The sequence below is a fragment of the Halobellus sp. LT62 genome (genome assembly GCF_037031285.1).
GTDB lineage: Archaea > Halobacteriota > Halobacteria > Halobacteriales > Haloferacaceae > Haloquadratum > Haloquadratum salinisoli.
This window is the reverse complement of record NZ_JAYEZO010000001.1, coordinates 162,640-186,408: the sequence shown is the minus strand read 5'-3', so window position 1 is coordinate 186,408 and position 23,769 is coordinate 162,640. Positions and strand designations below refer to the sequence as shown.

The 23,769-nt window shown below is 62.1% G+C and carries 16 protein-coding genes; 7 read left to right on the top strand and 9 right to left on the bottom strand.

What is annotated here, in order from left to right; all coding sequences use genetic code 11:
- Positions 1–4: 4 nt before the first annotated feature.
- Positions 5–1,099 (bottom strand): amidohydrolase family protein, encoded by a 1,095-nt coding sequence (locus tag U5919_RS00835; RefSeq protein ID WP_336021638.1) that lies wholly within the window; start codon positions 1,097–1,099, stop codon positions 5–7.
- Between the two features lie 513 nt (positions 1,100–1,612).
- Between U5919_RS00835 and U5919_RS00830 the strand changes: the two genes are divergently transcribed.
- On the top strand, positions 1,613–2,377 hold the full coding sequence (locus tag U5919_RS00830) for an IclR family transcriptional regulator (RefSeq protein WP_336021637.1): 765 nt from the start codon (positions 1,613–1,615) through the stop codon (positions 2,375–2,377).
- Between the two features lie 171 nt (positions 2,378–2,548).
- On the opposite strand, the gene U5919_RS00825 is transcribed toward U5919_RS00830, so the two are convergent.
- Together U5919_RS00825 and U5919_RS00820 are read right to left on the bottom strand one after the other, a co-directional pair.
- Positions 2,549–5,533: an FAD-binding and (Fe-S)-binding domain-containing protein gene (locus U5919_RS00825; RefSeq protein ID WP_336021636.1), complete on the bottom strand. Its 2,985-nt coding sequence runs from the start codon at positions 5,531–5,533 to the stop codon at positions 2,549–2,551.
- Positions 5,534–5,676: 143 nt separating this feature from the next.
- Entirely contained in the window at positions 5,677–6,585 is a 909-nt protein-coding gene (locus tag U5919_RS00820; protein WP_336021635.1) for a DMT family transporter, read from the bottom strand.
- Positions 6,586–6,722: 137 nt separating this feature from the next.
- On the opposite strand from U5919_RS00820, the gene U5919_RS00815 reads away from it, so the two are divergent.
- Entirely contained in the window at positions 6,723–7,865 is a 1,143-nt protein-coding gene (locus U5919_RS00815) for a pyridoxal-phosphate-dependent aminotransferase family protein (protein ID WP_336021634.1), read from the top strand.
- 51 nt (positions 7,866–7,916) lie between these two features.
- Here U5919_RS00815 and U5919_RS00810 read toward each other — a convergent pair whose 3' ends face one another.
- Both U5919_RS00810 and U5919_RS00805 read right to left on the bottom strand, forming a co-directional pair.
- Positions 7,917–9,674 (bottom strand): thiamine pyrophosphate-requiring protein, encoded by a 1,758-nt coding sequence (locus U5919_RS00810; RefSeq protein WP_336021633.1) that lies wholly within the window; start codon positions 9,672–9,674, stop codon positions 7,917–7,919.
- Positions 9,675–9,850: 176 nt separating this feature from the next.
- Positions 9,851–10,825 carry a malate dehydrogenase gene (locus U5919_RS00805; protein WP_336021632.1) on the bottom strand — a complete coding sequence of 325 codons (975 nt, stop codon included), beginning with the start codon at positions 10,823–10,825 and terminating at the stop codon, positions 9,851–9,853.
- A 246-nt stretch (positions 10,826–11,071) separates the two neighbouring features.
- Here U5919_RS00805 and U5919_RS00800 point away from each other — a divergent pair, with 246 nt between their 5' ends.
- The 4 genes from U5919_RS00800 (at position 11,072) to U5919_RS00785 (ending at position 17,054) form a co-directional block, all read left to right on the top strand.
- Positions 11,072–12,166 (top strand): amidohydrolase family protein, encoded by a 1,095-nt coding sequence (locus tag U5919_RS00800; RefSeq protein ID WP_336021631.1) that lies wholly within the window; start codon positions 11,072–11,074, stop codon positions 12,164–12,166.
- A 9-nt stretch (positions 12,167–12,175) separates the two neighbouring features.
- Positions 12,176–13,750 (top strand): class I adenylate-forming enzyme family protein, encoded by a 1,575-nt coding sequence (locus tag U5919_RS00795; RefSeq protein ID WP_336021630.1) that lies wholly within the window; start codon positions 12,176–12,178, stop codon positions 13,748–13,750.
- Positions 13,751–13,858: 108 nt separating this feature from the next.
- Entirely contained in the window at positions 13,859–14,989 is a 1,131-nt protein-coding gene (locus U5919_RS00790; RefSeq protein WP_336021629.1) for a TAXI family TRAP transporter solute-binding subunit, read from the top strand.
- 28 nt (positions 14,990–15,017) lie between these two features.
- Entirely contained in the window at positions 15,018–17,054 is a 2,037-nt protein-coding gene (locus U5919_RS00785) for a TRAP transporter permease (protein ID WP_336021628.1), read from the top strand.
- A gap of 517 nt (positions 17,055–17,571) precedes the next feature.
- Here U5919_RS00785 and U5919_RS00780 read toward each other — a convergent pair.
- On the bottom strand, positions 17,572–18,345 hold the full coding sequence (locus U5919_RS00780; protein WP_336021627.1) for an IclR family transcriptional regulator: 774 nt from the start codon (positions 18,343–18,345) through the stop codon (positions 17,572–17,574).
- A gap of 448 nt (positions 18,346–18,793) precedes the next feature.
- Between U5919_RS00780 and U5919_RS00775 the strand changes: the two genes are divergently transcribed.
- On the top strand, positions 18,794–20,269 hold the full coding sequence (locus tag U5919_RS00775) for an ABC transporter substrate-binding protein (protein WP_336021626.1): 1,476 nt from the start codon (positions 18,794–18,796) through the stop codon (positions 20,267–20,269).
- Between the two features lie 278 nt (positions 20,270–20,547).
- Here the strand turns inward: U5919_RS00775 and U5919_RS00770 are convergent, their stop codons facing one another.
- The 3 genes from U5919_RS00770 to U5919_RS00760 form a co-directional block, all read right to left on the bottom strand.
- On the bottom strand, positions 20,548–21,423 hold the full coding sequence (locus U5919_RS00770) for a carbohydrate ABC transporter permease (protein ID WP_336021625.1): 876 nt from the start codon (positions 21,421–21,423) through the stop codon (positions 20,548–20,550).
- Positions 21,420–22,367, bottom strand: a complete 948-nt coding sequence (locus U5919_RS00765; protein WP_336021624.1) for a carbohydrate ABC transporter permease — start codon at positions 22,365–22,367, stop codon at positions 21,420–21,422. The genes U5919_RS00770 and U5919_RS00765 overlap by 4 nt, the downstream gene beginning before the upstream one ends.
- A 207-nt stretch (positions 22,368–22,574) precedes the next feature.
- Positions 22,575–23,708 carry an ABC transporter ATP-binding protein gene (locus U5919_RS00760; RefSeq protein ID WP_336021623.1) on the bottom strand — a complete coding sequence of 378 codons (1,134 nt, stop codon included), beginning with the start codon at positions 23,706–23,708 and terminating at the stop codon, positions 22,575–22,577.
- Positions 23,709–23,769: the final 61 nt, after the last annotated feature.

Here is a 23,769-nt window from a genome sequence, read left to right as displayed (position 1 = left end):
TTCGCTACTTGTCGATGAACTCTGGGAAGAGGCGATTGTGCGGCGGCTCGATGTCGTAGATGTCACAGAAGTTGCCGCCGAGAATCTTGTTGAGTTCGTCCTGTGGGATGTTGTGATCCATCGCGTACTTGTTCAGCATCCGCAGCGACGTGCCCCAGTAATCCGGCTGGTGAGCGGGGACGCCGTCAGCGCTGAACTGCTCCCAGCGCATCGACGGGTAGTCCATCGGGCTGTCGGAGTTGTTCCCCTTCGCGACCATGGACGCGCCCCAGTCGGTGCCCCACATCAGCTGGTCGGGACCGATGTCGGGGTCGTTCATCGGGCGGTTGAGGATGTCGTCCCACCACAGGCCGACTTCGAGGTAGACGTTGTCGTGCTGTGCCGCGACCATACACGCGCGCTCGACGTTGTACCGCCAGTGACCTTGGATGCCGCCGTGCTCGAACACGAGGTCGACGTCGGGATACTCGTGGATGATGTCCGTCGCGTTGAGCGGGTCGCGCCAGTCCGGGAGTTTGTCCTGTTCGCGGAGGCCACCGGCCTGATAGCCGGACGCAGCGCCGGGGTGCCAACGAATCGGCACGTCGTGCTTGGCGGCGACATCGAAGTATTGGCGGATCTCCTTTTTCCGCTCTCGCCACGTCATCCGCTCTTCGACCAGCGGGTCCGACGGCATGAATTCACCAATACCGACCATCCCGTCCCACGAGAGCACCTCATCGAGCTCTTCGACGGCCCGTTCGGTCGTCCATTCTTCCTCGCCGCGCATCGCGGCCTTCTTCGTCTGGACGGGGTACGCGCACGCGACGAACTTGTCGGGATGCTTGTCGATGATCTGTTTGTTTATCTCGTTCGTCATCCCGAAGGCGGGGAGCAGAAGCGACATATCGACGCCGTAGGAGTCCATGTCGTAGACGAGTCGGTCGGAGTTGTCGTAGACGATGACCGCGTCGTCCTCGTCGGCCTCGTCGGCCGGCGTCGCGGTGTGCATCAACTCGCCGAGGCGAGAGTACTCCGCGTCTTCGTCGCTCTGACTGAATCTGACAGCGTGTCGCTGACCATGAACGTGCGTGTCAACGACGAATCGTCCGAGTTTCATACTGCCTCAGCGGTGAGGTCGAACACTAATAATCTTTCCGTTGGGACGGGCGGTTTGGCGCAGCGTCGTTCGACCGATATCACCCGAGCGACCTCAACACGCCCGAAAACCACGGTGTAGCCGTCACTCACTGAGTGTGTGAGTTTAGGTTCAGGTAGCAGAAAAGACTGGAACTTCTGACGCAGAGCCATCCGATATACTCCGATAAAGCCGAAAGAATCGGATCAATCGAAACCGCGTGCAGACGCTCTGTTTACCGGATTTACCCCACATAAGCGAGTTTTTCCGAGCGGTTGGGTCTCTGATAACGTCGGACTCAGCTTTCGGTTGTGGTATTATCTAATACAAAACAGATTGCGTTTCAGGAGATCACTAGCTGAAGAACATCACACCGCGAGCGTACACGACCGGCCAAACGACAGTTGAGGATCGAATGCGGGCGAGGTGATACCAGCGCAGGGAACGCATTATCCAATAGTAAACATTGATGTAGGGTCACGTGGTAGGGTGGGTATGGCCGCGCCTGCGAATCATCCGATCAAATCCCTCGAAAAAACGGTCGCGATCATCGACGTTCTCAAGCGGCGTCGATCCGCTCATCTGCGAGAGGTGGCCGACGAACTGGAGTTGAACAAGAGCACGGTCCACAACCACCTCTCGACGCTTCGCGAGCACGAGTACGTGATCAAAGACGGCGATCGGTACCGGTTGAGTCTGCAGTTCCTCCACATCGGGGGCGTCCTCCGGAACGAGGTCGACCTGTACGACGCGGCGAAACCAAAACTCGATCAGCTCGCCGAAGAGACGGGGACGCTGGTCACGCTCGCGACCCACGAGCGGGGACTGGGTGTCGTGCTCTATCGTGCGAAGGGCGACGAAGCCGTCGAGATCGATACGCACGTCGGCAGTCAGCTCACGCTGCACAATTCGGGGCTCGGGAAGGCGATACTCGCTCACCTCCCGCAGTCTCGCGTCGCGGAGATTGTCGCTGATCGAGGGCTTCCCGCGACGACCGAGAACTCGATCACTGACGAGGACGAACTCTCCGAGGAACTCGGAAGAATCGCGACGCAGGGCTACGCCTTCGACGACGAGGAGAACTGGCGCGGACTGCGCTGCGTCGCAGCACCGATTCTCACGGACGAAAACGTCGTACAGGGCGCGATCAGTATCTCAGTCCCGAAGAGCCAACTCGCGACTGAGGAGGAGCAACAGAGGTACGTCGATGAGATCAGAAACACCGCGAATCTCATCGAGTTACGGCACACGTACTCCTGAGCCGTCCCCTCCGTCGAAGTTCGGAATCGTCGGTGTCGTCACCCACAGGCGATAGCATAACATATGTACAGTTGTCATATTGTCTGCAATCGCATAACGATATCTCGGTGGAGAGCTGACTGAGTCAAATTCCGTTTTACCATATGAAATCGGAATCGTAGAATCGACGGATTACCGGCCGAGCGCCTGTGCGACGAGTTCGATCGGGTGCGGCGGATGCTCGTCGACGAGCGGCCCGTCGCCGATTTGACTGCGACAAGAGCCGCCGGGGGCGACCACCTGCGTCGCCTCGCTCGCTCGGATTTTATCGAACAGCAGCTCCGCGATCGACTTCGACACCTCGTAGTGTTCGGCCTCGTATCCGAAGCTTCCGGCCATCCCACAGCAGCCCGAATCGAGCGGGTCGACCTCGTAGCCGGCCCGCCTGAGCACGCCGACCGCGTGGTGGTCCTTTCCGGCCGCGTGCTGATGGCAGTGGCCGTGGTACGCGAGCGACTCGGAGATGGGATCGGTCTGGACCGGCAGGTCCTCGACGAGTCGGTGGACGTCGAGGTACTCGCAGATGCCGTAGGCGTGCCGCGATACACGCTCGGCGTCGGAGTCGCTGAGGAGCGTGGTGTACTCGTCTTGGAAGACCACGGCGTCGCTCGGTTCGACCGCGACGATCTCCCAACCGTCGTCGAGATACCTCGTGAAGGCGTCGACGTTTCGCCGGGCCCGGTCGGCCGCGTGATCTAACAGCCCGACAGAGTAGGCCGCCCGCCCGCTGGGTCCGAGATCTGACGGAATACGGACGTGAACACCGGCGGCTTCGAGCACCCGAACCGCCGCCTTTCCGGGTTCGGGGTAGCTGTAGTTCGTGTACGTGTCCGGGAACAGCACGACCTTCCTGTCAGCCGCAGCTTCCGAGATGCTCGGCTCGCGGCGCTGGAACCACTCGACGAGCGATTCGTCGGCGAACGGCGGCAGCGATCGGTCGGGGGCGATGCCGAAGACCCGCTCCATCACGACGCCGGAGCCCGGAAGCGACGTCGCCCAGTTCGACAGTGGGGCGAGTCGGGAGCCCCACTTCGAGGCGGCGTCGATATTGCCGAACAGTTTCGATCGCAGGCTCGCGCCCTTCTCCTCGTGGTACTGATGTTTGAGCTCGGTCTTGAGCTTCGCCAGATCGACGCCGGTCGGACAGTCCGATTTACACCCTTTACAGCCGACGCAGAGGTCTAACACGTCTTCTTGGAAGTCGGAATCGGTCAGCCGCTCCTCGGAAATCTCGCCGCTGATCGCCGCGCGGAGCATGTTCGCCCGCCCGCGCGTCGTCGCCAACTCGTCGTCGGTCGCGCGGTACGTCGGACACATCACGTCGGTTTCCTGCTGGCGACACGTCCCGCAACCGTTACACAGTTCGACGAGGTGGGAGAACCCGCCTTCCGCCGAGAAATCGAGTTTCGTCTGCGGTTCGATCGAGGAGTAGGACGCTCCGTAGCGCAGGTGCTCGCGCATATCGGTCGGATCGTCCTCGCGGTAGACGACCTTCCCCGGATTCATCCGCCAGTCGGGGTCGAACGCCGTTTTGAGCTCTTGAAACGCCGTCCAGAGCTGCTGACCGTACATCTTCGGGTTGAACTCGGTTCGGGCGAGCCCGTCGCCGTGCTCGCCGGAGAACGCGCCGTGGTGCTCGACGACGATGTCGGTGACGTCGTCGGTGATCGAGCGCATCGTCTGGACGCCCTGATCTTCTTTCAACGAGAGGATCGGGCGGATGTGCAGCGTGCCGCTGCCCGCGTGCGCGAAGTACGCCGCCGACGTCCCGTGCTCATCGAGGATGTCCATGAACTTCTGCGTGTACTCGGCCAGTTCCTCGGGCGGGACCGTGGCGTCCTCGATGAACGGGTACGGCTTCGGGTCGCCTTCGAGGCTCATCAGTAGGGGGATCGCCGCCTTACGGAGTTTCCAGAGGTCCGCCTGCGCCTCGTCGGTGTACGCTTCGATCACATCGAAGGCGTCGCCGTCGTCGACGAACCGCGCGTTCACCTCGGCGATCGCACCCTCGAAACCGTCGACGAGTTCCGAGTCGAACTCGACCATCAGGCTCGCGGCGGTGCCCTCCGGAATCGGCTCCTCGTAGCGGGCGTACTGCTCGGACTCGCGGGCCAGTCGGAACACCTCCGAATCCATCAACTCCACCGCGCTCACGTCGTGTTCGAGCGCCCGGGGAACGGCTTCGAGCGCGGCGATCAGGTCGTCGAAGCAGTACAGCGCTAAGGCGGTCTCCTCGGGTTTCGTGACGAGCGATAGTTCGGCCTCGACGACGACGCCGAGGGTCGACTCCGCGCCGACGAACAGCTTCGAGAGGTTGATGACGTCGTCGCCGGCGTCGTTCTCGTAGATCGCCTTGTTGAGGTTGTACCCCGAGACGTTCCGCTTCAGATCGGGGTAGCGCGCGTCGATCTCTTCGGCGTTCTCCTCGACCATCTGACGAACGGTGCGGTGCAGTTCGGCCTCGCGCGTGTCCGATTCGACGAGTTCCTCCCACTCGGGGCCGTCGAGCACGATCTCTCTCGTCTCGATGAGGCTGCCGTCGGCGAGCACCACTTTCAACCGCTCGGTGTACGCGTCGGTGATGCCGTATCTGACCGAGTGCGCGCCGGTCGAGTTGTTCCCGATGCCGCCGCCGATCGTCGCGCGGTTCGAGGACGCCGGATCGGGCGCGAACTTCAGGCCGTCTTCGGCCAGCCGTCGGTCCAAGTGATCCTGCACGACGCCGGGCTGGACGACCGCGCGCTGTTCGTCGGGATCGATTTCGACGATATCGTCCATGTGCGTCGAGACGTCGAGAACGAGACAACCGGGGCCGACGGCCTGTCCGCCGAGCGAAGAGCCGGTCCCACGGGCGATGACCGGGACGTCGTGGTCGGCGGCGATCGAAACCGCGGCGCGGACGTCGTCGACGCCTTTCGGTTCGACGACGCCGGCCGGGCGGGCTTGGTAGATACTTCCGTCCGTGGCATAGAGGATCTGGGCGTACTCGTCGAAGCGGACCGCGCCCTCGACGCCCGCACGGAGGGCCGCGGCCAACTCTCGATACTCCGGGACTTCATCTCGGGGCGACGGAGGCGAAGTGATCCCATCGGATCCAGAGATGGTCTTTTGTGACATACGTCAGCGGTTGCGATCCGACGACGTAAAGTTGGGGGTTGTGACGTGAGACACCAATCAATGACGAGACGGCGACCGTATTCGCCGACCCCCTCCGAGGACACCGATTCGCCTGCGATGCTGGCTCCCTCCGAGGCGTTCGTTCACCCGACAGCGGTGATGAGTAGCACGCCGGTCACCACGACCCCGGCGGCGGCGAACAGTTGCCACGAGACGCGTTCGAGTCGTTTCGGCATAAACAGCGCCGCGAGCACGACGACGAACAGCGTGTTCGTCACGACGATCGGGCTGACGATGTTCACCGGGGCGATCGACAGCGCGACGTAGTAGCCGAGGAGGAACAGCGTGTTCGTGAGCCCCGCGAAGACGAACCAGCGGGCGCTGGTCCCGCGGAAGACCGACCGGTCCGGGAGGTCGTCGTCCCACCAGAGATACAGCGCGAAGCCGAGCGCGGCGGCGAGCGACTTCACCGCGAGCCCGACCATCGGCGGCGTCCCCTCGTCGAAGCCGACGTTCGCGAAGATCGGCTCCCAGCCGACGGCGACCGCGGCCCCGAACGGGATCAGAATGCCGATGAGGAGCTCGCGCCGGGGGAGGTTATCGGGGTTGTAGTTGCTCGTCTTCCACGCGATGACGGCGACGCCGACGACGACGAGGAGGACGCCGACGCCGTGGACGGCCGTGAGCGTCTCGTCGAGGAAGACGACGCCGAGGACGGTCGAGATGAGCGCCCACGAGGCCACGATCGGTGCGGTGCGGCTCGCGCCGATCTTGTCGATGCTGACGAAGTTCAGCGCGCGGCCGATCAGCGTGCCGAGGACCCCGGCAATCGCAAACGAGACCAACGAGAGCCACGTCAGCTCGTAGTCGGGGTAGTATCGCACCGCGACGACCGGGAGTAAGACGAGCACGTTGACGATCGCGACGACGAAGATCGCGTCCACGGTCTCGCCGTCGTCCGTTCCCTTCCGCACGCTCAGGTTCGACGTGGCCGAGGAGACCGCCGCACCGATCGCCAGCCCGACCGCCAGAAGGTGTGAGATCTCGGCCATGTGTGAGAGCGTCTTCGCCGCGCTGTAATACTCTTTCGTAACTCCGCCGCGACCGGGTGTCTCCTCGCCCGCGGGACGGCGTCAGAATCGGACGGATGCATATGTTTTTATTTGGGCCGTGTTACGTATGGCATCATATGCTGGACGCACCAGACACCGACCCGCTTAATCCGCCGGAACGAACGTTGATGGGACCGGGGCCGAGTGAGGTCCACCCGCGAGTGCTCCGAATTATGAGTGCACCGCTTATCGGCCATCTCGACCCCGCGTTCATCGAGATTATGAACGAGGTCCAAGACCTGCTCCGATACACGTTCCAGACGGAGAACCGCTGGACGATCCCGGTCAGCGGCACCGGCTCGGCGTCGATGGAGACGGCGTTCGGGAACCTCGTCGAACCCGGCGACACCGTGCTCGTCCCGACGAACGGCTACTTCGGCGGCCGAATGGAGTCGATGGCGCGGCGCGCGGGCGGCGAGGTCGTCCACGTCGACGCGCCGTGGGGCGAACCGCTCGATCCCGACGACGTCGCGAGCGCGTTTGACCGTCACGACCCCGACGTGTTCGGGTTCGTCCACGCCGAGACGAGTACGGGCGTGCTCCAACCGCAGGTCGCAGAGCTCACGAGCATCGCGCACGAACACGACGCCTACGTCGTCGCCGACTGCGTGACCTCGCTCGGCGGCGTCGAACTGCGCGTCGACGAGTGGGACATCGACGTCGCGTACTCGGGCGGTCAGAAGTGCCTCTCCTGCCCGCCGGGCGCGAGCCCGCTCACGCTCAACGACCGGGCGATGGAGAAGGTGCTCGGCCGCGACACCGAGGTTCGATCTTGGTATCTCGACCTCTCGCTCTTGGAGGGATACTGGGGCGAGGACCGGTCGTATCACCACACTGCGCCGATCACGAACGTCTACGCGCTCCGCGAGGCGCTCCAGCTAGTGGCCGAGGAAGGCCTCGAAAACCGCTGGGAGCGACACCGCGAGGTCGCGGGCGAGCTGAAGGCCGGGCTCGAAGAGCTGGGCCTCGAGATGAACTCCGACGACGAGTTCTGGCTGCCCTCGCTGAACGCGGTGCGCATCCCCGACAGCGTCGACGACGGGAAGCTGCTCGCCGAGCTACAGGAGGAGCACAACCTCGAAATCGCCAGCGGACTCGGCGATCTGGACGGGGAGATCCTCCGGATCGGCTGTATGGGCTACTCGGCCCAACGGAAGAACATCGAATTCGTCCTGTCGGCGCTCGAAGAGGCGCTGAAGAATCAGGGCTACGAGGCGTAAGTCCGGAACGGCGCGGTCGACCGCGCCCGCGATTCACACGTTTTTTTTAGATTACTGCTCGACGCGGACGTCCAAGACGGCCGGCGTGCCGCCTTCGACGGCAGCGAGCGCGTCCTGCAGGTCGGTTTCGAGCGAGGCGACCGAATCGACGACTGCGGTGTGCGCGTCCGCGACGTGCGCGGCGTGCGAGAGATCCAGCGCCGGATCGAACTTGCTCTCGGGGACGTCCGCGGCCGCGGCGCTGCCGTCGGGGTGTTGATCGAGCGTCGACGTCCGGACGGCGTTCCACCGCGAGTTGTTGTACACGACCGTCAGCGACGGCGCGTCGTGGGCGGCCGCCATCCACGCCGAGGCGGTCGGATTCGAGAAGACGTAGGAACCGTCGCCGACGAGCGTGATGACGGTGTGGTCCGGCGCGGCCATCTTGACGCCGGTCGCCGCGCCGGGAGCCCAGCCCAACCCGGACCCGTACGGCGAGCGGTAACTTCCCGGGCGTTCGAGGTCCAGATGCTCCAACACCGTGCGCTTGTTCGTCGTCGTCTCGTTGAGGACGATCGTCGACTCGTCGAGGATCCCGTCGATCGCGTCCGTCAACACGGCGGGCGTCAGCGTGTCGCTGTCGTACGCCTCCTCCAGCGCCGCCGCGCGTTCGGTCAGTCGCTCGTCGTGGCGGGTGCGCCACGTCTCCGCGCGGGCGTGGGCGTCGTCGGTTCCGTCGCCGCCGACCTCGCCCGTGTCTCCCGCCGGTTCGAGCCGGTCGGCGACCGCCCCGAGCGTCGCCCCGGGATCGGCGCGGACCGGGAGATCGATCTCGAAGTCCCACAGTGGGTAGTGCCGCTTCTCGGGGTCGATGTCGACGTGAACGATCGGGACGTCGGCGTCGACCGGCGGCTCCGCGTCCGGTTCCCACGGAACGTCGGCGTCGGCGATCACGACGAGGTCCGCCGCGTCCATCGCGTCGCGCGGCGCGAAGCCGACGTGGAGGTCGTGCGTCCGCGGGAAGTTCAGCGCAGTGGGGCGCTGCTCGACGACACCCGCGCCCGCGGCCTCCGCGAAGTTGACGAGCTGCTCGACCGATTCGTCGACCCGGTTGGCTCCGAGCTTACTGGTCACGACGAGCGGCGCGTCGGCCTCGCGAACCACCGACGCGAGCCGGTCGATCGTCTCCTCGTCGGCAGCGACGGGTCGAGCGCTCGTGACCGAGCGCGATCCCGGCGTCGCGTCGACGGGCGTTTCGAGCGCCTCGCGGGTGGCGGTGAGATAGCTAGGGCCCTGTCGCGGCGTCGACGCGAGCGTCAGCGCGCGGGCGACGAACTCGTCGGGGTCGGCCGGCGGCCGGTACTCGCCGGTCCACCGGCAGTACTGTTCGAGGATCGCCTCTTGATCGTAGACATCCTGAATGTACTGGATGCCGCTGGAACGGGCTCCCGGTTCGTCGCCGTGGGTGATCGGCGCGAGCCCCGCGAAAATGAAGACGGGGACGTCGCCGCGGTGGACGTTGTGCACCATCGCGCCGAGGTTCTGCGTCCCGACGTCGACGTGGACGAACACCGCCTGCGGGCGACCGGTCACCGCCGCATAGCCCGAGGCCGCGCTCAACGCCCCCGACTCGTGGGGACAGAGCACGAACTCCGGGATGGCGTCCGGGTCCTCCTCGCGGAGCCGCGCCGCCGCCTCCAAGAGCGGCGGATGGTCGGTTCCGAAGTTCCCGAACACGTACTCGACGTCGTACTCGCGGAGTGACCGGAGCATCACTTCGGCGGCCGTTACTTCGCGCGTCCCCGCACTGTCCGCTGCAGCGTCGTCCATCTTGCCCCGCTATTTTTGATAATCGTATATAGGAGTTCGCTCTGCGGCGAGCGGTCGTTCTCAGAGGAGCAGTTGCAGCCGTGCAACCGCCGAAAGGCGAGGTTAGAAGACCGTTTCCGAGGTTTTCTCCACACCGATCCCAACGAAGTCAGTCCGACCGAAACGATATCACAGTGTCAGTCGAACTGCTGGATATCGTTCCAGATCGCATCGTACGCCGTTTGTAGCCGTTCGGTTTCGTCCATCGAGAGGTTCCACTCGATCCGCCGATCGACGCCGTCCGCCGTCAGCGTCACCGGAACGCTCAGACAGCCGTCGTCGAATCCGTACTCGCCATCGAGCACGACGGACAGACAGAGCGGGTCGGTGCGCTCCGGCGACGAGAGGGTTCGAAGTACCCGGAGTAAGCCAGCGGCGCTCACCCACCGCGAGGAGTCTGCCAGTCCGCGCTTTTCGGCGATCTCGAACGGGACCTCCAGAACCTCGGAGACGATCTCCGCTCGCTCCGTTTTCGAAAACGAGACCGGTTCGCCGTAGACCGACGCCCGAGAGAAGACCGGGACGACGTACTCGCCGTGCTCGCCCATCGTCGGACACGACACGCCGGTCGGATGGACGTCGTGTCGCCGTGCGATCGCGTCGGCGACGCGGGCGGTCTCGGCCAGCGAGAACCCCATCACTTTCGAGCGCGACCAGCCGAGTTGCGTCCAAAGCCGGTAGACGATCCGGTCGACGGGGTTGGTGACGACGATCATCGGGACCGGATCGATCGCGCGGAGGTCGTCGGCGATGGCGTCGATGAGTGGAACATTAGCGTCCAGTTCCCGCGTCCGCGCACCGCGTGCGCCGCGTTCCTCGTTGTCGGCACTCGGCGGGACGCGCGCAGTGATAACGATGGCGTCGAGGTCGTACTCGTCGATCTCGTCCGTCGGCGCGTACGTGACAGTCCCCACCTCGTCTCGCGCGTCCCCGTCGGACCGCGGGGCCTCGGAAGCGTGGTAGTTGGCGTGCCGCAGGTCGATGGTGTGACCGGATGCAGCGTCCAACGCCTTCTCGAACAGCGTGACGGAGTTGCTCGGATCGTCGCAAACGAGGCTGTACGCCAGCGTCGACCCGATCGTACTCGCGCCGCCGATAATACCCACGTGCATATCACCAGTGTCTCCGCTGATCACTATATGTTCATCGGGTGTGGAAACTGTGCGACAGGGTTCGGAGAACAGCTGGAGCGATCCGCTGTGGAGAGATGCTTTACGGAAAACCGCCACACGCCGTGACGAGCGCCCCGTCAAATTCGCCCGCGAGACGCTCGGAAACCCGAGCCGAACCACTGCGTCGTACGGCACCGACCGACAATGTAATATATGAATATACTCAACGAATCAGTTGCTATGCGAATGGGAAGATTCGTTATCGACACACACGTTCACGGTCAGCGGGTCGCCGTGAACTTCCAGGACAGAGAGGAGAAACCGGACTACGCCACGCTCAGTCGCCTGATGTGGAACGCCGAGGACGCCGATCAGGCGGACGACGACGCGGAGATCGTCACGTATCGCAACACGGACCGACTGCTGTACGATATGGACCTCTACGGGGTCGATATGGTCTGTCTCCAGCCTGGGTTCGGGTTCAGCGACCGCCTCCACGGGAAGATGGTCGAGGAGCACCCCGACAAGTTCGTCGCGTTCGCGCACCCCTACGAGACGAACCGGAAGGCGGTCGCCGGCGAGGAGGAGTGGGACATCGACCGCGCCTGCGAGGAGATGGACGAGCGGCTGAGCCAAGACGGCTTCGTCGGCATCGGCGAGATGCTCCCGTTCGATCCCACGATCACGGACCGCGCCGAGCGGATTCCGTGGGAGGAGCGTCACGATCAGCTCCGGAAGATCTACGACGTCGCCGCCAAGCACGACGTGCCCGTCCGCTGGCACCCCGGTTCCGTCAACGGCGGCTACGAGCGCGACCCCGGGACGCTGCTGCCCGACCGGCGCGACATCAAGTATGCGATCGATCTGCACCTCGAGTACCCCGAGGTCCCGGTCATCATCGACCACGGCGGCGTCCAAGGCAACTGGCGGAAGAACGTCGAGGACTCCTGCAACGTCGCGGCGACGTACGACAACGTCTACATCGAGATCGGTAACTACTGGGCGGACCTCCTCAAGCGGCCGATGAACGACCCGAACATCGGTCCCGAGCAGCTGATCTGGGGCACCGACTGGGGCGCGTCGTGGATCAACACGAACAACCCGGCGAACCGCTCGACCGGCGAGTACGACTACCCGCCGTCGCGGTGGACGCAGATCAAGAGCCGCGGCCTGCAGGCCCACCAGTGCGACGCGTGGGGCACGTCGATGCGACAGATCGATAAGTTCGTCCGCGACCAAGACATCCCGGCCGACGACCTCAACCTGATCATGGGCGGGAACGTCTGCCGCCTGCTCGACATCGAACCGCCGCACAAGCGGCTCTTCCCGGAGTACATCTAAGCAGCCGCTATGCAGGTACCATCCAGAGTAGAGCTTCCCGCGATCCGGGAGTTGTCCAGCAACGCCGCGGAGACCAACCCGAACCGAGTCGCGTTCGGAAACGGGAGTTCCGGCCGGGAGATCACGTGGGCCGAGTTCGATGCCGAAAGCAAGCGCGCCGCCAACGGGCTCCGAGAGTACGTCAAACAAGGCGATCGGATCGCCTACCTCACCGAGGCGAGCGTCGAACAAACGATACTCTGGAACGCGGGCCTGAAAGCGGGGTGTATCGTCTCGAATCTTCACGTTCGCGGATCGCCCGAATCGGTCCGGACCTGCATCGAGTCGCTGCGCCCGCGCGTGCTCGTCGTCGACGAGGAGCGCTCCGCGTTCGTCGAAGAGCACGTTCGCGACTCGGTCGGCACCGACATCGCCGCGGTGGTCACGACGGGCGAGCCACAGACCGACTACGAGCAGCCGCTGTCGTCGATCGTGGCCGACCAACCCGCCGTCGAACCGGACGTCACGAGCGCCCCCGACGACGTCGCCGTCGTGATGTGGACCTCGGGGACGACCGGAAAGCCGAAAGGGTGGTGTCACACCAATCGCAGCCTCGTTCACCGCGCGATGAAGCTGGCGCACAAGAAGGAGACGACCAGACTGACGCGCGTGTCGAACTTCTTCACGCCGTCGTTCGCGGCGTGGTACTCGACGACGCTGCCGACGATGCTCGCGAACGGCTCCTCGTACTACGTGAAGCAGTGGAGCCCCGAAGCGTACGTCGAGCTCGTCGAGGAGCGTTCGATCACCAGCTCGAATCTGGTGCCGACGATGTGGCGGGAAGTGCTTCGGTTGCCGAACCTCGACGAGTACGACCTGAGCAGCCTCGTGACGGTCGAGTCCGGCGGTGAAACGCTCACGACCACGACGCTGGAAGGGCTGCAAGAGCACATCTCGCCGTCGGTGTCGCAGTCGTACGCCGCGACCGAGATCTGTGGAACGTACATCGACGCCGAAGAGATGGAAGGCGAACGCATCGACAGCGTCGGCAAGCCGCTTCTCGGGGTTCAGCTGCGCGTCATCGAACGCGGTGGCTCGCCCGAGGACGTCGTCGATCCCGGCGACGTCGGCGAGATCATCGTGAGATCCACCGACGCCGCCGTGTGGGTCTGGGAGGACACCGAACGGACCGACGAGTCCTTCGAGGACGGCTGGTGGTACTCCGGCGACCTCGGGTACAAAGACGAGGAGGGATACCTCTTCATAGAAGGCCGGGACGACAATATGATCCTCTCGAAGGGGATCAAGGTCTTCCCGACGCCCGTCGAAGAGCGCCTCAACGCCCATCCCGACGTCATCGAGTCAGCGGTTTTCGGCGTCGAAGACGACGAGTACGGCCAACGAGTGACCGCGGCCGTGCAAACGACGAGCGGAGACCTCACGCGCGAAGATCTCGACGAATGGTGCTTACAGAGCGAGACGCTCTCTCGGTACGAACGGCCGCGGACGTACTACTTCTACGAGGACACGCTCCCGCGGACGGCGAGCGACAAACTAGACCGAGCGGCGATGAAGGAACGGGCCGTCGAAAGCGCACTGGAGTAACCGCCCTCCGGCTCAGAGCCGACGGTCGCATCGACACAATGTCGGTCGGCGTGAACGAATCTCGCCTTACCAAAACACTTATATTATAATGATTGTATCTGTGATTGTATGGTAAATCGTACCAGAGATAAGGATAGCTCCAGCACTACTCGACGGCGCGGGTTTCTGAAGTCTGCCGGGCTCCTCGGAGCGGTCGGCCTCGCGGGATGTATGGGTAACGGCGACGGGTCCGGGGACGGCGGAAGCGACGGTGACTCCTCCGGCGGCGACAGCGGCAGCGACGGAGACAGCAGTGGCGACGGCGGAGAAGGGACCGAATCGGACTCCGGCGGCGGAAGCGGCGAAGAGACGCTCATTATGGGCACCGCCTCGGAAGTGAGTGCGAACTTCGCGATGATGTCGGGCCTCGGTGGCGTCGTCAACGAGAACAGCGACGAGGTGTACCTCGATGTCCGTCCGAGCAGTTCGATGGCCGGGAACGTCGGTCGAATGGGCCGAGACGAGGTCGACATCGGCCTCGTCGAGAGTACGACGGCACACGACGTGAACGTCGGGAACGAGCCCTTCGGGGACGTCTCGATCGACCTCCAGCAGATCGTGCACGGCTCCACCTCCGACTGGTTCCTCTTCACGGAGGACGAGTCAATCTCGAACATCGGTGACATTACGTCAGACCACTACGTCGCGCCGGGTCCGTCCGGCTCGCGAGTCACCGAGATGGTCCGCCGCGTGCTGGATCTCGCCGGCGTCGAGTACCAAGAGCGGAACGTAGGCTACGGTGATATGGGTGCCGCAGTCGCCGAAGGCCGCGTCGACGTGGCGCTCGGTGCGTTCACGAATGTGCAGGTCGGGACCGTCACACCCGGCTGGGTGCAGGAGATCAAGAGCACGGTCGACGCGCGGCTGCTCGGTCTGTCCTCGGACCTCCAAGGCAGCGTCAACGAGGAAGGCTGGGGCAACTCCTTCGACTTCGAGGTCGACCCCGAGGGCTGGGCCTACGTGCCGGATACGCCCCGCTCGATGTCGCAGGTCACCTGGCTCTACGGGACCGCCGAGACGTCGACGAGCGCCGTGCACACGATGCTCAACACGATGTACGAGAACCGCGAGAGTATGGGCGACTACCACGAACTCCTCTCGTTCTACACCGACGACGAGCATTGGACGCGCACGCCGCACCCGGGCTTCTCGCTCCACCAGGGGACGCAGGACTTCCTCGACGAGCACGGCCTGAACTAAAGGGCTGCACCGTCCAACTTCATTATTTATGAGCGAGACCTCAACAAGGAGAAGCATCCGAACGGCCGCTGACGGGAGCCTCTACGTCCTCGGTACGGCGTTAGCGCTGCTGCTGCTCTACTACGCGCAATCGTTCTACGCGCCGCGGATTCGCCACACGAATCTCGTGCTCGGACTCTGTTTGGCAATCTACTACGTCGGACTCTTCCGAAACGCGTTAGATCCCGAGGATCTGTCGATCGGAACGAACCTCAGATATCTGCCCGAGACCGCCCAGCGTTCGTACACCAAATTCATCCGCCCGGCGATATTCCTCGTGTTAGCCCTCATATCACTGGGGCTGGCGGCGTACGTCGACGCCAACTATATGCGATGGATGGAACAGGGCCCGATCGTCGGGTACAGCACCGTCGACTACGTGGTTGGTGGGGCGATCATCTACCTCTGTACCGACGCCACGCTGCGGTCGTTCGGGAAGCTGATGGCCTCGATCGTGCCGATCGGGTTCCTGTACGGCTACCTCGGTCCGTACATGCCCGGTGCACTGTACCACAGCGGTATGGATACCGCGCAGTTGCTCCGGCTGACCATCTTGGGGATGCAGGGCGTCTACGGCTTCATCCTCCAGATCGGGGCGACGTGGGTCGCGATCTTCCTGCTGCTTGCAGGGTTCACCCAAGCGTTCGGAATTCTCGATTACTTGATGGAAGTGAGCAAGGAGGTGAGCAAACTGTTCAAGTCCGGAATCGTGCACGCCGCAGTGCTTGCCAGTCTGGCGTTCGGGTCGATCACCGGAGCGTCGGCCGCCAACACCGCGACGACAGGGAGCTTCACGATTCCGCTGATGAAGAAGCAAGGCGTCGACAAGGGCTACGCTGGCGGCATCGAAACCGTCGCATCGATCGGCGGGCAGCTCGTGCCGCCGATTATGGGGATCGCGGCGTTCATTATGGCCGATCTCATCGGCGTCTCCTACGTCAGGATCATCCAAGCGGGACTCATCCCCGCGATCCTGTTTTACTTCAGCATCATCGTCTCTGTGCAGCTCTTGATCTACAAGTTCGGCTGGGACACGGAACGAAACATTGAGGATATCAAATACAACGTCTTCACTGACATCCTCTGGTACGTTCCGCCCTTCGCCGTGCTGATCTACCTGCTCGGCGTGCTACAGTACACGCCGCTCACTGCAGGGTTCTACACGACGCTCACGTTGGTCGGCGTCGTGTTCGTGAAATCGATCGTCGAGAACCAAGTAACGGGCGCGACGACCGCGGTGCGCAACACCGTCGAGGGGATGAAGGTCGGGTCCGAGGATATGGCCCCGTTACTCGTCATCCTCGGCGTGATCGGCGTCATCATCTCGGTGTTCACCCAAACGGGGTTCGCCCAGCGACTGAACATCCTGATGCTCAGCCTCGCCGGCGGGAGCGTCCTGCTGTTGCTGCTGCTCGCGATGGCCGTGAGCCTCATCTTCGGGATGGGGATGCCCGCGCCGGCAGCGTACGTGCTCGTCGCGTCGCTCGCAGGGGCGGCGATGATCCGCTTCGGGCTGCAAGACCTCGTCGCGCATATGTTCGTGTTCTACTTCGCGATGTACTCATCGCTCACGCCGCCGGTCGGCCCGTCGACGATCGTCGCCGCGAAGATCGCCGAGGCCGAGTACATCGACACGGCGATCAAATCGTCGAAGCTCGCGCTCCCCGGATTCGTGATTCCGTTCATCTTCGTCACGAACGACGTGCTGATCTACTGGGAGTTCCCGGCGACGATTCTGGTCACGTTCAGCGTGCTGATGGGCGTCGTCGCGCTCAGTATCACGATATTCGGATACGACGGCAGCAGTCGACTCTCGGTCGCCGGACAGAGCATCTACGCCCTGCTGGCCGTGCTGAGCTTCTTCGGCCCCTACCTCGGGCTGTTCGGCGGCAGCGTACAGGTACTGCTTGGGGCCGTCATTCTCGCGTTGGTCGTCTCGACGGCGTTCAAAACGGTTCCCGGCGTCTCACACTTGTATTCGCAGTATCTCACGAAGCCGTCCCCGGTGGGCGAACCGAGCGAGTAACGCCCCTTCGGGGCCTCGTTGGTGTCGGTGGTCGAGATCACGACGACACCGTCGTCCATCGAATTCGAGTTCCTGAATGTCTCGTTATGTGACAAGGTAGAATACTGTTAGTGGCTGCGTACGTGTCTGATCGTCGGAGAAGTGGTGCGGCACTTTCCAGTTCGATTGTCTCGACCCCGAAGAAATTCGAAGCTCAGCAGACCCCACACGACTGCGAGGACTAGACATATAATTTTTAAATATATGATGTATTCTATATATGTTACTGAGGATTTTGAAACAGAGAACGTAGCAGCGATTTAATACTCAATGATTGGGTCTAATTGCAGTGTTCAAGCGCTAATAGCTATGTGTAGTAACACTGTTCGATAAATCGATAGTAATCGAAATATTAGATACTATTAGAACACATATGGTTTTGTTTTCAGTGAAGTATTCGATAAATACACACGAAATAACTATTACAAGTCTAGTATTGTAACGTCTTTGGTCGCCTCACGCACTATCTCGGAGCACCCTACTCCAGATTGGTTTGTTGAAAGGAAAACTCGATTCGGTTCGCCGCCCCAGTGACAAGATTCGGGAGCTCCTCCGTGAAGAACTGCCCGGAGAGGCGTTTCGACGGCGCACCGAGTGTAATCGAACCCAAGACGCGTCCGTCGGCGATGATCGGGGTTGCGACGCCTCGGATCTCGTCACGTCGCTCTCCCCTGCTGAACGCGACGCCCCGTTCGCGGATCGTCTCGAACTCGGCTTTGAGTTCGGCGGGATCGGTGATCGTGTTCTCGGTGAACTGCGGAAGGCCGTGTCTGTCGATGATCTCGTCGACGCGGTCCTCTGGCAAGTGAGCCAAGATGGCCTTGCCCGCGGCCACGCAGTGAAGGTGTTCTCTCGTTCCGGGCGTATTGAACGTGTAGAGGACTCGGTCGCCCGAGTAGTTATCCACGTAGACGGCCTTGCCGTTCTCCTCGACGACGAACCAGATGTTCTCTCCCGTCTCGTCGCCGATCTCTTCGAGCGCCGGTTTGATCTGCCGCCACGCGGTTTGAATCAGCTTCGCTCTGTGTCCCAAACTGAGAAACGCGAGAGAGGTGTAGAACGTCCCGTCGTCTTTGATGACGTAGCCGATCTCGGCTAACGTCTGAACGTAATCGTGAATCGTGCTGCGAGCCAGTTCGATTTCGTCCTCGAGATCGGTGAGTGTCGCACCCTCGTTATCGTGAATGACTCGGATAATATCGAAGACGTTGGCCGCCGTTTTGATCCGGTACGACGAGTTTTCTCTTGGCATATGCGAACAATTATCGGTCCTATATTTAGTGTTTTCTTGTGCAAAGTATTATAATTAATATACATCCAAAGCACGGGCTAGATCTTCCATAGATATGTTCTATAGAGGGCGTTTTCTGAGATAACCCCGTATGTGGTACTCGCAGTTCGTGTTCGGTATTCTCCGATAGGTTTGTGATACGAACTAACGAACTACTGTCGTAGCTGCGCTGTAACCGGTCGATACGGACAAGTGAGGAGACGTAAGCCGGTGTCTCTTTTCGGATAATATCGAACTCAGTGCGTCACAAGCTGTCGGTCCCGCTGTGTGCTGTGATCGGCGCTACTCGATCGTAACGCGAGAATCCGCTTCAGTCGACCGTTGCTGCGACCCGTTGAGCGGTAAGGGACAATTTGAATATATATCTAATTTAGAGAAAGATATTAATATTTCCTCTATATCATCATAGATGGCGATGGTTGAAAAATTACGTAACGTCACGCGACGCAGGGCGCTCAAGGCAATCGGTGGCTCTGCCGCTGTGGGGATGAGCGGACTGGCAGGCTGTTCCAGTGGCGGAGACTCAGACTCGAACGGCGGCGGAGACGACGGTGGATCGTCGGACGGGGGTGGAGGAGGGCAGACGACCTCGAACACCGAGAACGGCCTCCCCGACCTGTCCGGGGAGGACATCCACTTCATCACGGTCGCCCAAGTGGACAACATTCAGGATCTCTGGCGGGGTATCGCGTCCGACTTCGAGGACGCGACCGGCGCGAATATGGAGGTCGAGTTCGTCACGACCGGTGTCAGCAGCCTCGATCGGATCGTCCAGCTCATCCAAGCCGGGGATCCGCCGGAGGTCAGCATCCAGTCGTTCGGCGAAGCGATGATCCTGCGGAACCGAGGCGTTCTCGCCCCGCTCGACGACGCGTACGACCAAGTGATCGAGACGCTCGGAGAGCCGACAGACGTCGTCCAGAACATCATCGAGGTGGAGGGGAACCGGTGGATGCTCCCGTTCTTCCACAACATCTCAACGTTCACGTACCGGAGCGACCTCTCGGACGTCGTCCCCGACACGTGGGAGAAGGCCAACGAGTACGCACGCGAAGTCGACGCGTTGGACAACGACGTGCGCGGAACGTACGTCCCGATTATGACCGGAAGCCCCTCGACGGTCCGGTTCCTCTCGTGGCTGTGGACGAACGACGGGTCGATCACGGAGTGGCAGGACGACCGAGTGCAGATCAACTTCCACGAGGAGCCCTACCGAGAGCGGACGATCGAACTCCTGAATCACTTGGCGGAGCGCCAGCAGTGGTCGCCCGCCGGCGAGGACTCGGGCTGGGCGACGACGCAGAACATCATCCAGTCGGGGCAGGTCGCCAGCACGTGGTACGCGGGTATCCGAACGAAGAACGCGGCCATCAGAAACGGCCGGGACTTCGCGCAGGACATCGAGATCGTTCCGGGGATGCCGGCGGGCCGCGGCGACGACGCCGCAGAGGGAAGCGCCGAGGGATTCGTCGCGTATCAAGGAGGCAACACGGAAGCCGCCAAGGCGTTCATTCAGTACGCGACGAACCAAGAGTTCCTCACGGACCTCCTGCTCGAACTCTCGCCGGTCCAGAACATCCCTTCCTGGCCCACGATCAAACAGAGCGACCGATACCTCGAAGGCATCCGCTCGACCGACATCTACCAGTCCGGGTGGACGGACGAACAGTTCAGCGTCTACCAAGACGAGGCGTTCTCGAAGCTCACTCATAAGACGATGGAGGGGGGGACGACGGAGCCGCCGAACCCCTACACGAGCGCGTACTACTCCGAACCGATCTGGAACCTCGAGTCCGACGTCCTCCTCCGCGGTGAAGATCCCGCTGACGTGATCGATCAGCGGGCTGAAGAGCTCCAACAGGTCGTCGACGACGCGCAGGCCTGACCGAATCGCGACTGTTCTCCCCGTTTGTCCCTCGCCCCTCGCTCTTTATTCTTCGTCCACTCTCCGTTCGCCTTCCGGTGGGTGTGCTCGCGTGATGTACGTACACCGATCGTTGCGTCCGTGATCGCGTTCGAGAAAGACTATCGGGTCACCACGGGCCCGGGCACGGCTTCGATGTCGTCGACGGAGCGGTCGCCGATAGTAGGTGCCGACGAACAGTGTCACCAGAACGGAAATCCGAACCCGAACAGAACTCGAACGCCGAGTCCGAGTCGGCCTCAGATCCGCGTCGCTTGGAAGCCGCGGAGGATGTACTTCTGGAGGTAGTACACGAAGAAGAACGTCGGCAGGACCAACAGCGTCGACGCCGCCATAATCTGCCCCCAGAGGACGGACTCCGCCTGCGTGAAGCTGTACAGTCCCAGCGTGAGCACCCAGTTAGAGCTGTTCGTCAACAGGATCGACGGGATCGTGTACGCACCCCACGCGATAGCGAAGGAGAAGATCGCGACGGCGATCATCCCCGGCTTCGCCAGCGGAAGCGCGATCTCGTAGAAGGCTTGGAACCGCGAGGAACCGATCACCCGCGAGGACTCCTCGTAGGAGTACGGGACTGTCTGGAAGAACTGCCACATCAGCCACAGCGAGAACGGGAGCGTCGTGGCGGTCTGTGCGAGGATGACACCCGGGAGGCTGTTGATGATCCCGATCTGTCGCCAGAAGATGAACATCGGGATCGATAGCAGGATCGGCGGGAACATGTAGCCGAAGAGGATCACCCGCGCGAACGTTTTCTTGTACGGAATGTCCAGTCGGGCCAGACCGTAGCCGCCGAGCGTCGCCGCGACAGTCGTCAGCGTGACGACGCCGCCCGCGAAGATGACCGTATTCCGGTACCATAGGAGAACGTCGGTGTCCAAAACCGCCGTGTACGACTCGAGCGTGACGTTCGTCGGAACGAGCGGGTTCGGTACGGAGAACAGCTCCGTCGGAGGGATGAACGACGTCGCGAGCATCCAGTAAATCGGGAACAGAACGATGACGAGTCCGATCGCGAGGACGAGGTTCAACATCCAGTTGTACACGTTCTGTCGACTCTCGTACGGGAGGTTGTACCAGAACTCCATCGGCGTGTTCGGCGTGCTTCCGCTCATTCGACACGCACCTCCTGAGACGGCTCGAAGTAGTGGAAGTACACGATTGCGGCCCCGATCAACAGCATAAACAGGAGCGTCGAAACCGCGGCGGCCCGCCCGAGATTGAAGTCGGAGAACGCGGTCCGGTAGGCGTAGATCGATGCGATCATCGTCTGGTTCTGCGGCCCGCCGTTAGTCAGGATGTATATGATGTCGTACTTGTTGAACATCCACACGCCGCGTAACAGGACGACGATAAACAGGACCCCCTTCAGGTTCGGGAGCGTGATGTCGACGAACCGATCGAGCTTCGAGGCACCGGACACCGTCGCCGCTTCGTAGATACTCGGCGGGATACTCTGGAGCCGGGCGAGAACGATGATCGTCACGAAGATCGTGAACTTCCAACTGCTCGTGACGATAACTGAGGGCATCGCCAAGTCGAGCGAGCCGTACCACGCGAGAGGTTCCTGAATGAGTCCCACTTGGACCAACAGCTGGTTGATGATTCCGTACCGGGCGTTACCCATCCACAGCGCAACGAAGCTGAGGACGGCCGTCGGGACGATGTAGGGGAGAAGCGCGATCGCTCGGACGACGCGTTTAAAACTAAACGACCGGTTGAGCAGGAGGGCGAGAGCGGTCCCCGCGATCACCTGCAGCGTGACCGATCCGACGGCGAAGACGATCGACAGCCGCAGGCTGTCCCAGAACCGACTGTCGTTCAACACGAGTCTGAAGTTCTCGAGTCCGGTCCACTCCCACGTCGGCTGGAACGCACCGACCTCGAAGAACGCGGCCGCGAAGGCCCACATCATCGGGAACAGGTTGACGAAGACGAACACCGCGAGTGCCGGAACGACGGTCAATGCGACGAAGACCCACCGCTTCGAGAGCGATTCGAACAGGCCACGGCGATACCCGTATAACCTGCCTGACACTAGCGATTCTCTGATGGACATACCGCAGTATGTGAACACACGCCACTTAACTTTATTGTATAATATGAGGGTTTTCGCCGCCGTGTGAAACAGTTGTACCGCCCGTCACACCCGTACAGGCCCGCTCACTCCGAAAAACAGACGATTGACCCCGAGTCGGTGGACGTCGCAACACACGATAGAACTTGTCGGGGGCGGACTCGTCGAGCGGATGTCAGAATCCCGAGTTCAGTTCGCGTTCGTCGGTTCCACGGTCGAAGAGTAGTTCACCGGGTGACAGAGGGCTTCACCGGTACTGTCGTCGAAGAGGTGCACGTCGGAGGGATCGAACGCGACCGAGACCGTACTGCCCTGCTGGAGATCATCGGAATCGAGGTTGAGCGCTCTGATCTCGCCGTCTGCGGTGTCGACAGTCGCGAGTCGGCGGTCACCGACCCGTTCGATCAGTTCGAGCGTGCCGCGGATTCGCCCCGCCTTGGAGTCGGAAACGACGTCGACGCGCTCGGGGCGGATACCGATTTCGACGTCGTCTGTTTCGGGGGCGTCCTCGGTGAGCTCCAGCTCCAACGAATCGTCGTGCATAGACACGGAGACCGACCCCTCCGACTCGGTCGTGATGGTTCCCGGAATGAAATTCATCGACGGATTGCCGATGAATCCCGCGACGAAGGTGTTCTCGGGCTCTTCGTACAGCTCGTCGGGGCTGCCGATGCCCATAATGTGCCCGTCGTTCATCACCGCGATCCGATCGCTCATCGACAGCGCCTCCGACTGGTCGTGGGTGACGTATACGGTCGGTTTCTCCGCGCGGTCGTGGACGCGTTGGATCTCCTTTCGAATCTCGACTTTGAGCTGCGCGTCGAGGTCGCTGAGGGGTTCGTCCATCAGGAACGCGCGCGGGTCGTAAACGATCGTACGCGCGATCGCCGTCCGTTGTCGCTGTCCGCCGCTGAGCTCGCCGGGGTATTTCTGAAGAAGCTCGGGGATCTGCATCAGATCTGCGACGTCGCGGGCCCGCTCGTACCGCTCCTCTTTGTCCACACCGCGAACTTTCAGCGGATACGCGATGTTGTCGATGACGTTCATGTGCGGATACAGCGCGATGTCTTGGAACATCATCGCGAGACCGCGGTTGTTCGGGGCGGTGTGCGTGACGTCTTCGTCTTCGACGAGAATTTCACCGCTCGTCGGCGTTTCCAATCCGGCGATACAGCGCAGCGTCGTCGACTTTCCACACCCGGAGGGACCGACCAGCGTGAAGAATTCGTCGGAGCCGATTTCGAGGTCGATCCCGTCGACAGCGACGTGCTCGGTCGATCCCGCTTGGTATACTTTCCGCAACGAGTTGACCACAATAGTCATAGATTTTCGTAGCGATTCCTCAGTATAGATAATAAATGTATGGGTGCCCCGGATTTTCTAT